The organism is Streptomyces sp. NPDC092370, from assembly GCF_044755265.1.
Taxonomy (GTDB): Bacteria; Actinomycetota; Actinomycetes; order Streptomycetales; family Streptomycetaceae; genus Streptomyces.
In genome coordinates, this window is sequence record NZ_JBIVQO010000020.1 from 29,224 (window position 1) to 41,518 (window position 12,295).

At 67.2% G+C, this 12,295-nt stretch carries 9 protein-coding genes and 1 pseudogene; 5 read left to right on the forward strand and 5 right to left on the reverse strand.

Features of this window, described 5'->3' with window-relative positions:
- Positions 1-461: 461 nt before the first annotated feature.
- Positions 462-4,205, reverse strand: coding sequence for an NACHT domain-containing protein (locus ACIQHQ_RS36295; RefSeq protein WP_402620748.1), 3,744 nt, complete (start codon positions 4,203-4,205; stop codon positions 462-464).
- A gap of 194 nt (positions 4,206-4,399) precedes the next feature.
- Between ACIQHQ_RS36295 and ACIQHQ_RS36300 the strand changes: the two genes are divergently transcribed.
- A complete protein-coding gene (locus tag ACIQHQ_RS36300) occupies positions 4,400-4,564 on the forward strand; it encodes a hypothetical protein (RefSeq protein ID WP_402620751.1) in 165 nt (54 codons plus the stop codon).
- Positions 4,565-4,870: 306 nt separating this feature from the next.
- Here ACIQHQ_RS36300 and tpg read toward each other — a convergent pair whose 3' ends face one another.
- Entirely contained in the window at positions 4,871-5,530 is a 660-nt protein-coding gene (tpg, locus tag ACIQHQ_RS36305) for a telomere-protecting terminal protein Tpg (protein WP_402620753.1), read from the reverse strand.
- Between tpg and ACIQHQ_RS36310 the strand changes: the two genes are divergently transcribed.
- Positions 5,496-5,858, forward strand: coding sequence for a nucleic acid-binding protein (locus tag ACIQHQ_RS36310; RefSeq protein WP_402620755.1), 363 nt, complete (start codon positions 5,496-5,498; stop codon positions 5,856-5,858). The genes tpg and ACIQHQ_RS36310 overlap by 35 nt on opposite strands.
- A 2-nt stretch (positions 5,859-5,860) precedes the next feature.
- Positions 5,861-6,380, forward strand: a pseudogene (locus ACIQHQ_RS36315) (DUF6233 domain-containing protein).
- An 8-nt stretch (positions 6,381-6,388) separates the two neighbouring features.
- Here the strand turns inward: ACIQHQ_RS36315 and ACIQHQ_RS36320 are convergent.
- Positions 6,389-6,949 (reverse strand): hypothetical protein, encoded by a 561-nt coding sequence (locus ACIQHQ_RS36320; protein ID WP_402620758.1) that lies wholly within the window; start codon positions 6,947-6,949, stop codon positions 6,389-6,391.
- A gap of 109 nt (positions 6,950-7,058) precedes the next feature.
- On the opposite strand from ACIQHQ_RS36320, the gene ACIQHQ_RS36325 reads away from it, so the two are divergent.
- Positions 7,059-8,312, forward strand: a complete 1,254-nt coding sequence (locus ACIQHQ_RS36325) for an endonuclease domain-containing protein (RefSeq protein WP_402620760.1) — start codon at positions 7,059-7,061, stop codon at positions 8,310-8,312.
- A gap of 137 nt (positions 8,313-8,449) precedes the next feature.
- On the opposite strand, the gene ACIQHQ_RS36330 is transcribed toward ACIQHQ_RS36325, so the two are convergent.
- Together ACIQHQ_RS36330 and ACIQHQ_RS36335 are read right to left on the reverse strand one after the other, a co-directional pair.
- Positions 8,450-9,808 carry a hypothetical protein gene (locus tag ACIQHQ_RS36330; RefSeq protein ID WP_402620763.1) on the reverse strand — a complete coding sequence of 453 codons (1,359 nt, stop codon included), beginning with the start codon at positions 9,806-9,808 and terminating at the stop codon, positions 8,450-8,452.
- Positions 9,809-9,817: 9 nt separating this feature from the next.
- Entirely contained in the window at positions 9,818-11,851 is a 2,034-nt protein-coding gene (locus ACIQHQ_RS36335) for an HNH endonuclease (RefSeq protein ID WP_402620764.1), read from the reverse strand.
- A gap of 268 nt (positions 11,852-12,119) precedes the next feature.
- Here ACIQHQ_RS36335 and ACIQHQ_RS36340 point away from each other — a divergent pair, with 268 nt between their 5' ends.
- The gene (locus ACIQHQ_RS36340) at positions 12,120-12,284 is read left to right on the forward strand and encodes a DUF6233 domain-containing protein (RefSeq protein WP_402620910.1); all 165 of its coding nucleotides are present in this window, start codon (positions 12,120-12,122) and stop codon (positions 12,282-12,284) included.
- The last annotated feature ends 11 nt before the right edge of the window (positions 12,285-12,295 follow it).

Here is a 12,295-nt window from a genome sequence, read left to right on the forward strand (position 1 = left end):
TCGGAGCGGGCCGCCGCCAGAGCGCTGTACGACGGCCCGCCGGATTGTTGTGACTGAGCGCCGTAGAGGGCCCCTCTGGCCAACTAGATGCTCAATCCGTGTGACCGGGGCCCGCCGTAGTACGCCCGACATGCGTCTGGGTGGCGGCCTCCGCCCACGCGCAGATGATGTGCACGATCGCCTACACCGCCGCAGGCGGCGGACAGCGCGCCGATGCCCTGGCGATCGGAGGAGGCCCCCGCGCCGCCCGCAGCCTCCCGTCGGATGCCCGATCAACCCCCTTTTTCCGATCTCTCCGGCCGCCGTCGACCTGAACGCGGTCGACCTCCACTGAGCCCGCGGCGACACCGGATCTGCGAGTCGCCGAGCGCCATCCGGGCACTACCGGAGTGCGCGAGCCGCGCCGCCGTCGCGGTAGCGCATGCCGGCTTGCGGGCCGTCAGGTGGCGGTAGGCGGCCGCCTACCTGCGGTCGGAGTCGCTGCGGATAGCCTCGGCGATGGCGATCAACCGGTTGGCACCCGGCTCTCGATACCCGTCCACCCTGGCTAGGTGCTCGGCCGCCTCCTTGCGGGCGGAGATGTTCAGGCAGGTATCGTCTGCGATGGCGATCAGCCGGATAGCGCCCGCGTCCCGGTACCCGCGCACCCCGAGCCCGATCCCCCCGGCCAGGATCCTAGCCGCTTCCAGGCGGTCGGAGATGCTGAGGGTGGTGTCGTCTGCGATGGCGATCAGCCGGTTTGCGCCCGCGTCCCGGTACCCATGGTTGTCGGCAAGGTGCTGAGCTGCCTGAATGCGGTCGGAGATGTTGCGGTTGGTGTCGTCTGCGACGGCGAATAGCCGGTTGGCGCCCGCGTCCTCGTACCCCTCCACCGAGGTCAGGTACGAGGCTGCCCATATGCGGTCGGAGATGCTGAGGGTGGTGTCGTCTGCGATGGCGATCAGCCGGTTTGCGCCCGCGTCCCCGTACCCCTCCACCCTGGTCAGATACCAGGCTGCCTGAACGCGGTGGGGGATGTTGAAGAGGGTGGAGATGATGGTGGCGTCGTCTGCGATGGCGATCAGTTGGTTGGCGCCTGCGTCCCTGTACCCCTTCACCTTGGCCAGGGTCCGAGCCGCCTCCACGCGGTCATTGCTCTTGAGGGTGGAGGTGCCGTCCGCGACTGGGGCGAGGTGATGGGCCGCTTGGTCTTCGTACCCCTCCAGCCGGGCCAGTGTTTCGATCGCGTCCCAACGGCAGTAGCCGGAGAGAGCAGCGTCGTTGGCGAGGGCGATCAGACGTTCGGCGCCAGCGTCACAGTGCCCTTCCACCTCGGCTAGGTTCGCGGCCGCGTCCACCCTTAAGCGTCCGGCCTGGGTGGTGTCGTCTGCGAGATCGGCGAGGAACTGGACTCCGCGGTCCTCGAAGCCTTCCACGTCGGCCAGGGACCGGGCCGCCATGACGAGGTAGTCGTCGTCGTTGGGGCCGCTTCTGCTACTGACGCTGTTCATGAGCATTAACTCTGCTCTGTGACGGGCCTTCTCGGACGCCTCTACCTCGGCCCTGCGGCCAAAGTCGCCGAGGGCGGGGTCGTTGATGAGTTGGAGGTACAGGACGTAAGCGCGAGCCGTGATCCAGTCGGTTTCGGCCGGTTCCGTGCCTTGAAAGACGGCCAGTGCAAAGGCCGCCTGCCGGTCTCCGTCGCCGAAGCTGCCTTGGGCGAGGGACTGGATTGCACGGTCCCGGTACCCGTCTGTCTCGGCCAGGTCCAAGACCGCCTGTAGGCGAACGTCGCTTTTGACGTTGATGTCGTGCGCGATGGCGATCAGCCGGTCGGCACCTGCGTCCCGGTACCCCTCCACCCTGGCCAGGAACCGGGCCGCCATCTGACGGGTATAGCCGTAATAACCGTTGGTGGTGTCGTCTGCGAAATCGGCGAGCAGTTGGGCCGCGCGGTCCCGGTACCCGGCCATCCTGGACAGATTCCAGGCCGCCAGCACGCGGTCGGAGCTGTCGAGGGTGGTGTTGTGGGTGAAGCCGATCAGCCGGTTGACGCCGGCGTCCCGGTACCCGTCCACCTCGGCCAGGACCCAAGCCGCATACACGCGGTCGTTACCCTTGAGAGTGGCGTCGTCTGCGAATTGGGCGAGGACCTGGGTCGCGCGGTACCGGTACCCGTCCACCTTGGTAAGGCCCCGGGCTGCCTGAACGCGGACGGAGATGTCCAAGGCCTCGTCCTGAACGAAACCCATGAGTTGTCTTGCGGTTGGCTCGGCGGGCAGGTTGGTCCGCAAATCCAGCTGGTCCAAGAGGAATCTGCACGCTCTCTCTCCTCCCTGACTGGTGAGGGCTTCCATCCTGCTGATGGTTTCTGCTGCGATTCCGTCGCGTGAGGCGAGGAGATTGTCCAGGAGGAAGCCCAGGTAGGGCGGTTCGAGGGCTGGAACCTTGGGTTCCTCCCCGGGAGGGAATACCTGGCAGAGGACTTGTGTGCATGCCTGTTCGTTGCGTGTGGCGTAACGGGCGGCGTGATATTCGAGGAAGGTCTGGTGGGGAAAGCCGAGGCCATCCCCGCGGTGGACGAGCAGGCCGGTGTGCCGCATAAGGTCTTCCAAGAATGCCTGCCAAAGCTCCGGGCGGACCTCGTCCGGGCGGCGGAGAGCCTTGTGTGAAGCAACTATCGCGGCCGCTGGGCTGTGTTGGCCAGTGAGCCATTCGTGGGCGAGGTAGTCGATCAGTTCGCGCAGCCGTTTGTGCACGCGCCGTACGGCTTTGGTGGCCTTCTGACGGGCCTGCGGGCTCTGGAGGCTTTGAACGAGGTGCCTGATCGCACTGTCGTGGCTGTCCGCGACGTGCTTGCTCTGATTGTGTTCGTAAATCAGATCAGTGAATGCCTCGTATAGCGCGGTGCGGCCGCCGGGCAGCGGGCGTTCGGGGTTGGCACTGTAGAGCTGGCACAGCATGAACGCCATAAGCGGGGTGCGAGCCAGCTCGGTCAGAGAAGCGCTGCGCAGCGCGCCTGTAAGTTGCTGGGCACGGCGGGTGGCCTCCTGTGAAGGCCAGCGGGTGGCAAAGTACTTTTCGGCGTAGGTGTGCAGGTCATCCGTGGTGAAGGGCTGCAGGTGGTAGCGCCGCGCCGGCTGGCCGAGGACGTGGTCGAGGACATCGAGTTCGTTGTCGGTCAGGGGGCGGGTGGCCACCAGGCACCGGTACAGCGGTGGGTCGTCCGTAACGGCGTTGGCCAGCTTCTCTAGCACGGCGCGGCGCTGGGCAGAGTTGGGGAGCTCGTCGAGGTCGTCAACGAGTAACTGCCAGTGCGCCCCTGTGCACGGCCGTTCAAGGAAGCGGGCGTGGTCCAGTCCGGGGTGGCGCCCGTACCGGCTGAGTTTGCGGGTGGCGGCGGCGAGCGCTTCGGGTACGGGTGTCTCCTCTCCAGCGAGGGTGTGTGCGCTCACCCATACCGGCACGGCGAGAGGAATCTTTACAGAGTCCTTTGTGGGGTCGAGCCATTCATCGGCCAAGTTGCGCAGCCGGGTGCGCAGCAGTGTGGACTTGCCGGCTCCCGGGCCAGCGATAAGGACGACCACGCGATCAGTCTTACGGGAGGTTGCCTCTGCGGGCTCGGCCGCAGAGGTAGGGCCGGTGCCGCTTGCTGCTGCGTCATGATCATGACGGTGGGAGGCGCCGTACCTGCTCCGGGCCGTGGGGCTGCTGTGCTGGCGCACGTAGACCTCGGCCAGAGAGGGCGGGGCCGTCCGGCCGGGAATGCCCGGGTGCGGGTGCTCCTCGGCGGCCTTGCGGGCGGCCTGGAGGTAGGCGCGTACCTGCTCGTCCAGGCTGGTTCCGCGTTGGGCATCGTTGTGGAGGTCCTTCCATTGGTAGCGGTACCTGCGCTCGGACGGTTTATCAGTGAGCTGTCCGGTCCATTCGAGCATGACGGCGATTACGGACCACAGATCCTCGAAGTCGTCGGGCACGCTGGGCTCCTTGGTGCCCCTCTGCTTCGGAAACCAGTCATTGACCGTCTGGACCGGCAGGTCCAGGCCACCTTCCTTGCGCGGCCACGGTGCGTCTTGCGCACGGCCTTGCTCTTTTCGTCGGCGCCGGTTGGCCTCTTCGACTGCGGCCTTCTGTGTCTTGCCCCGGCGGCGCAGCTCGGCCTGGAGCCGCCCGAGTTGTTCCGCCAGAGCAGTCCGCCCCGAGGCCGTCCCTGTTGTCGCGTCCACTTCCCACTTTCCGTTCGGCTGGTCCGATCCGGCGCGATCCGGCGTCCGGGGGCCGACCGCCCGCCCGACTTGGTGACTTCCTGCCAGAAATCCGGCGATCCGGCATCCATGGCCGCCCCCCGAGGGTCCTGGCGAAGGTACTCATGGCCGCCTCGCCCGGGGCGGCCGACGCTGATTGAGAGAGGGATTTGCACATGGACATCTGGTGGGCAGCGGTGCTCATGGCCGGGCTTGCGATTCTCGCGACTGCCGTGGTGACCATCACCGGCATGGCGCTGAAGGGCACCGCTTCGCAGGACCGCGCCGACATCCTGCGAGCCGTCGCGGCATTCGTGCGGGAACTTCGTCGGCGCCGATGACGACTCACGCCCGGCGCCCCACCGCCTCGGCATCGGCCTGCCCCCGCTATGCCGGTGCCTAGGCGGGAGCCGACCTGCCGGGCGACGAAGCTGACCACCTCATCGGGGAACGTCGTCCAGTCTTGAAAGAACCGGCCGTGGCAGGTGCAGTACGCGGGCAGCAGCCCAAACCCCAGCTTCGACGCGCCCCACTTGCCAGCCACAAGCCCCCGTCTCGTACTTGAGCACCGTTCCATGCTCGACCAGCTCGTTTTCCTCCACCGACTGCCGCCCCATGGGTGCACATGATGCCTAACAACCCGGCCACTACCGGGCAGTACCAACGACTCGGTGATGGCCTCCGCGACGATCGGATGCAGATCCTCCTCCGTCGCTCCGGCCTCCTGGAGCTCCAGGATCTGCTTGGCGTAGGTGGGCGAGTCGGGTGATGGTGCGGATGCGGCCGTCGTCCGAGCTGCCCGAGCACGTGAATCCGAAGTACGCCGTCACCTCCACCATCATGCCGCTGGAGGTCGCCGCTCGTTCCCTCGCCCGCGCCCTGACCTGCGGCTGCCACTGAGCTTGGGTCTCCTCCACCAGCGCGGCCTGGAGCTTCTTCTGTGGCTTCTTCAGCTGCCCGGCACGGTAGCGCTGCACGGTGCGGGTCGAGACACCCAGCTGTTCGGCGAGGGCCTTCGTGGACCGCTTGGCGCGCGTGTAGAGGAATTCCATCTGTGCCTTCGCGGATTTCGGCGCGGGTCGGGTGAACACCTTCCGCTCCGCCCGTGCGAGGGCGTCCAAGATCCTGCTGCGGCGCGAGGCCGGCTGCTGTGTCTCGTGATCGCTCATAGGTTCCATAGACCACGGATCACCTGTGGACAGACTCCGGTGCCAGCGGCACTCCGGCGTCGTACGGGCTGGGTGGCCGCCGGGTCGAACTACTGTTGGGGCCGTGGCGAAAACGTACGACTTTCCCGGCGAGCTCATCGCGGCGCAGCAGGAACTCAACCAGGTGCGGGCCGACCTCGAAGCCCTGTACGAGCGGCTGCCGTACTCCGTCGAACCGATGGAGGCCTGGCAGCGTCCAGAGGGCTACTGGCTCGCCACATCCCGCGCCTACCCGGACTCGCCGGGCTGGTCGGAGCAGGAGCAGCAGCAGGTTGCCGCGCTGCGGGAGAAGGAACGCGACCTCACTGGGGTGATCCTCACGCACGCCTTCTGGAGCGAGGTCCCCGGGCCCGAACGCCCCGATGCCCGCTCCCAGCTCAAGCACGCCCTCGAACGCGAGGACGGCGAGGGCCAGGAGGCGGCGTAGCCGTGGCGGACACCCCGCCCGAGCCACCCTCCATCACGGTGGTCCTCCCCAACGGCGAAGCCGTCACAGGGCGGCTGCACGAGCGTCGGCAGACTCAGGACGGCTGGTTGTACCGTGTGGCCGTTCCGGCCTGGCAAAACGCCCCTGCGGGCCCGTGTGGAGCCCGCCTGGTACGTGGTGTGGGTGAAGGCCCCTGCCCATGTGAAGCCCGTGCCCGGCACCTCCTACGACGACGTCCCCACCACGCGGTTGCCGCCGCCGTCGCCGGAGCGCGAGATCCTTGGGCCGCGCCGGCCGACGGGCTGGGTCCTGCAGAAGCTGGACGGCGGCCGCGGGCCCGATCGGGGCGTCATCCACGCCGTCGATTGCGAGGAAGCACCCGCCGGGGCGCCGGTGCTGACCCTGGACAGGGCGCTGGACGCTGCGGAGCGTCCGGGCACCCGGCTGTGTTCCCTGTGTGGTGCGGCAGCCGAACTGGACCCCATGCTCAAGGGCTTCGACCACGGCTTCGGCGAGAGCTGAGCTGCGGTTCAGCGGCGGGTGACGGTGAAGCCGACGTCGTTGACGGCGGCAGTCCACACGTCGCGGTCGAACCACTTGGCGATGTCCGGCTGCAGCTCGGTGATGGTGCGCATCCGGGCCTCCCAGGCGTGTCCGGCCGGGCCGCGGCTGCCGTCGCATCCGGTGCAGCCGTCCTCGCCGTGGATGTGGCCGGCCATCCAGGCGTTGACCGCCACGTTGACGATGACGCTGTACAGGTCGCCGCCCGTCTGTGCCAGGGAATCCGGAACGCCGGCGAGGACCAGCGCCAGCTCGGGGTTGCCGACCGGCGGCATCGGCGCGTGCCCGGCGCCTTCCGCTGCGCTGCTCTCTTCGAAGGCGCGCGCGTTGTGGGCGAGACGGTCGGCAAGAGCAGAGGCGTCGAAGTACCTCCAGGCGGAGCGCACCTGGATACGCAGCTGCTCAGCCACGGCGTTGATGTTCTTCTCGATGGTGTCCTCAACGGTCGACGGCGCGAGCGTCACCCCCCGACGGGCCAGCTCCGCGAGCGTCTGGGCAACGGCTTCCTTGAACGCCTTTGTGTTCCGCACACGGCATCGTAGGCGCGCTGGAGCAGTCGCCGGACGGCTTCAACTGCATTGGACCGCAAGGGCGCCCAGCTCACGGGGGATTGTCAGTGGCTGCTGCCACCATCCGGCCATGCCCATCAGCCGTGAGTACGCGCGCTCACTGTTCGCGGACCTGACGCAGAGCGCCACGGTCCCGCTGGATCCTGACGAGCTCCTCCACATGCCTCGTCTGCGGCAGCACGGCCACGTCTTCTTCGGCGACATAGCGGTGCGCTGCTACAAGCACAAGGCGCGCTGGACGTACGACGAACGCGACATCCGCGCCGCCGGCCGGGCGTTCGCGGAGCTGGACCTGGACCTGGACGACGTCGTCGATGTGCAGCTGCCCGCGTACCGCGACATCCCGGAACGCGATCCGGAGGAGTGGCACCGCCCCGACTGGAGGCGTCGGCTGGTGTCGTGGATGGTCGATCGGGCCCGCAACAAGCTGCTCCAGGAGGAGCGTCCCTATGAGGAGTGGGGCGCCTGGAGGGACATCGGGCCGAACGGGCTGCCCGGCGGCCTGACGTGGGAGGAGTTCGTCGCATCGAGCAGCCGGGCCCGGCACCTGCAGAACATCGCCGGCACCCGGCCTCTGCAACTGCTGACCTGGTCCGGTGAGACCTGGCTCCTGCCTCGCGCCTACACGGAGCTGCTGGACCGCTGGCAGCAGCGGGAGGGCGAGCTGACCGCCCGGGCCCGGCTCTGCTCCTGCGGGGCGCAGGGGCCGTACTGGGGCGGCTGGAGGCGGAACAGGAGGACGGGGTACGTCACCATGTGCCCGCCCTGCGCCGGGGAAGCCTGCCAGCTCTACATGGGCCACCTGCGGGGCGTGCTCTACGAGACGCAGCGTCGGCGCGGCACCCGGGCAGACGACTACCTGTGCCGGTTGTGCAAGGAGAGCCCAGCGGCGGCGTGGGATCACTGCCACGAGCACGGCTATGTCCGAGGGCCGCTCTGCGGCAGCTGCAACACCCGCGAGGGCACCGGCATCCCGTACTACTTCCTCCGGCTCGAAGGCGCCGCTCTGCACCTCCTGGAGTGCCGCGGCTGCCTCGAACAGCGGACCCTGCCGCGCCGGTTCCACACCGACGTCGTCCGCGCGCACCTGGAGCAGACCGAGCGGCACGGGCGCTGCGGCAAGCAGCCGTACGCCCGCGAGGTGGAGCACGCGCACGGCGTTCACCGGTTCCAGCTGGAGTGCAGCGGCTGGCACACGGTCAGCAACTGGACGAAGGACGTCACGGCGGCCGAGGCCGCCGCGCTCGTGCAGGCCTTCGTCGATACGGCACTCGCCGCGCAGGATGGCCGGCCTTCTCCCGGCGACGCCACGGGCGCGGGGTGACCGGCACGCGGGGACGTCGTTGAGCACGGCGTCGCGTGCATTATCCTCCCACCCCCGCGGATATGCGAGCGAGCCCCGGACCACATCGGTCCGGGGCTCGCAGGCTGTTCGGGCGCGGCTGCTACAGATCGAAGGTGTCACCCGACTACAGGAGCCGACGCTTCCGCGTTCGGGTCCGCGATGGAGCTGGCCAGCGCGTTGATCCTCAGCTGGAGTTGCTTGATGCTTTCGCGGACGTCATCGTCGATCACCGTTGCCAGTTGCTGGGGGTCGATTGATTCGATGCCCTTCGCGGTGGACTTCAGTGCCTTGAGATACTGGGTGCGCTGTTCAATTGTCTGGAGGTCCCGATCGGACTCCACCGTCTCCTCGATGGCTTCCCGTACGGTTTCGTATGCATCAGTGACGCTCTCAGGGGTCGCCTCTGAGTCTTCGACGGCTGCCAGGCACGCGGAAACTTTCTGGCGGGCTTGGCTGCTTAGCTCGATGATCTGGCCGGCGGGGGTCTTGGCTTTCCCCTCTGTGGCGACTTGCCGTACGAACTCGATGCGTTCTGCCTTGCGTGTCTGGGCCGCGGCTTCTTTGCGGATCGCCGGGTCAGACATCGCCTGCGCAACCACAGTGGCTCTGAGTTCCGTGCGTCCCATCAAGGCATCGCGAGCGGCTTCGGCTGTCTTGGGGTCGCCCAGGATCGCAGTGCGCATCGCGGCCGGATTCTTGGCCACCTTCATGGCTTCGGTGTAGCTGGTGCCTGCGGCTTTGGCTTCCTCCGCGATGCGCTCGCGCCGGTCGGTGCTTTGTTCGTAGACGGTGAAGTAGTCGCCCCAAAGGTTCGCGTCGGGCAGGTCAATCTCTTGGCCCGGGGTCAGCTGGTCGAAACTGGGGACTTTACTGGCTGCCGCCGCACGTTCCCATGCACGGTAATAGCGCATCACCCGCGCAGCAGAGGTGCCGGCCATCTCGGCGAATCTGCTGGCGGATACCTTCTCGACATCCCCATCGTCGACACCCCACGTCTCGCTCGGTCGGCGCTCGACTGCGCCGGGCTGGACGTTGCGGGCGACCAAGAGCCCGAAGACCCATCCACCGCTTCGGTCATAGGCGCCGAAAACCCGGGCATCGCGGGCAACGGGGTCGCGTTCGGGGTCGGGCCCGAGGAGCCGGGTGACCTCCGCGCGCATGGCGTCCATCTGCTCTCGGATGCGTGGCACGCCTTCGTGTGGATGCCGCAACTGAAGCAGTATGCGGACGTTCTCCACGCTGGCGCCAAGCCCGAAGGGGGGGTTCGCTTCGATGAACTCGGAGAAGCTGTTGAACGGCTTCTCCTGGTTGACGCCGGAGGGGACCTTCTTCCAGGTTCCTTCCGCCATGACGGCTGCCAGCAGCTCCAGGAAGCCGATCGGCGTGCCACCGTTGCGCTCCAGGGAGTCTCGGAGCTGGTAGACCTGATGCTGCTCCTCAGTCAGATAGCTGTTTGATTCGACTCGGACGGTCATGGAGCTCTCCTACTTGAGGGCCAGTGCAGCGCGGAACCTCCTGCTGGCCTTCTCTACGGTATTGGCGTTCGCTGCCGTGCAGCCGGCAGCCTCGTTCACGCGTGCCGTCGCTTTCATCGCAGCGTCCCGGTAGCCGGCGTCTCCCGGCTTCACACCGCCGCGGTACAGATACTGCCTGATCGTCTCTGAAGTCTTGGAGTTGAAATCGGCGATCTTCTGGCGCTCGGTCTTCGGGGCCTCTGTGGGCGGCTCCGGTTCCGGCTCGGTGCGCGGCTGGGGGACCGGGGTCGGCTGCTTGAGCATCATCCCGGCCATCTCGATGATCTGCTTCAGCTTGGTGACGTCTTCTGCCGCGTCGACAGCTCGCTTCAGCGTCTCGACCATCAGCGTCTCGTCCGCGTCCATGTCGAGTTCGTTGCTCGAGGCCCTGGTGGTCGTGGCGACCGCGGAGTCGATGTAGGAGAACTCCTCCTGGACGGCGTCTCCCGGCTCCTCGCGCTCCTCTTGTTCCCGTTCCTCCAGGACCTTCAGTCCCCGGTCGTTCTCCTCGCGCAGGAGGTCAAGGAAGCCCTGCATCTTCGGATCGTCCGGGGCCACGATCAGGCAGGTCTGTTCACGGGCCGGTGTGCCGTCCCATACACGCAGGCCGCGGCCGATCAACTGCATCAGGTGGCCGCCGTCGCGGTAGTGGGTGAGGATGCCGACGACGGTGATGGTCTTGCAGTCGTAACCGATGAACGCCATGCGCACGGTCACCAGCAGGTCCATCGGCTTGACCTTGAAGTCCTGCAGGACCTGTGAGGCGCCGGTGTCGGAAGACACGGCGAGCGCCACGCGCAGGTCGGGGTAGCGCTGTTGGAGGTACTTGTAGACCTTCTTGGCGTCCTGCTGCTGCATGCAGGAGATCAGGCCGCGGTAGGAGGCGTGAAACTTCTGCTTGTCCCGGATGGCCCTCACGACGTCGTCGACGAGGGGCTGCCAGGTCTTCTCGTCCCTGAGCACGGGTACGAGTTCGCTGCCGTCGTCGGACAGGTTGTACTCGAGGACGCTGTCCCCGCGGCCGGCATCGTCGGCGAGCGTTCGCTTGGAGACGCGCGCATTGGTGAGGCGCATCTCGAACTTGCGCAGGTAGCCCTCCGCAATGCCGTTGGAGTACTTGGCTTCCGCGTGGTGGACCAGGACCTCACGCTTGGGGTCGGTCGGGTGGGGCTCGTAGTCAGCCAGCACCAGCCGCTGGTTGTCTGCGCGGTTCGGCGTGCCGGTCAAAAGCAGGGTGTGCCGGGCGTACTCGTGCATCTGCTTGATCAACGCGCCAGCGCGGGTACCGCCCTCGCCGGCGTCGGGGTCGGTCGTGTCGCCGCAGAACTGCGCCTCGTCAGCCACGAGCAGAAACCGGCCCTGATGCTTGGCCGCCCATTCCAGAAAGACCGACTCGTTGGTGACCAGCGCGCTATAGGTGGAGACGAAGCCGCTTCCCGGTTCGGTTACCGGTGTGAGCGGCTTTTCTTTGATCTTGTGACGAATCATCCCGATGCGCTTGGTGCTGTCGAACAGCAGGCACATCCCCTTCGTCACAGAGCCCTGACTGTCCCGCTGCATCCAGTCGGTCTCGCACTGCTCGGCGAGAGCGACCCGGGGGGCGAAGACCGCCACGTGGTCGATCAGGCCGGCCCTGAAGAGCCTGGTGGCTGTTGCCTGGTAGGTGAGCGTCTTTCCCGACCCGGGAGAGGCAAGGACGACCGTCAGGCGCTCACCCGCATGGATACGGTCGAAGACTTGATCGATGACCTCCCGCTGGAAGGGCCGCGGCGAGAATTCGTCGGTGTACTGCACCCCACGTCCTTTTCCTTTGTTGCACTGCGCACACAGTGCTTGCCCGTTCTCGATCACTGTCCGGCCGCCCTGCACCCAGGGCACCATGTGGTCGGCCTCCCAGCCGTCCAGCAGCGGTGCACTGCACGTCTCGCACCGTCCTTCGGCGAGGTCGTACAGGATGTTGCGCTGGTTCTGGGTGAAGAACCGCTGAGGATCCCGATCCGCCACTACAGCTCCCTAAGTCCCCCGATATGCACCTCAGTGCCGGTTCGCAGGCTACAGGCGGGGTCTGACAATGAGCCGTGTACTGAACGGGATTGACCGATCATCACTTCTTTCTGATCGGCTGACGGGCCGAAGGACAGGTCGGCAGGCGCACAACGCACTGAGCGCCTGGAGAAGCCGTCGACGGTCCGCGGGATCCTAGGGCCGCGCTGGCACCCCGGCTGGGTCCTGCAGAAGCTGGGGCAGCGGCCGCGGCCCCAGCCAGGGCGTCATCCACGCCGTCGGCTGCGGGGAAGCACCCGCCGGGGCGCCGCCGCTCACCCTGGACCAGGCATTGGGTACGGCGGAGCACCCGGGCGTCCGGCTGTGTTCCCTGTACGGTGCTGCCCTCGAACTCGATCCCGTGCTCCGGGGCTTCGGCCACGGCGGCAGCTGACGGATCCGGGC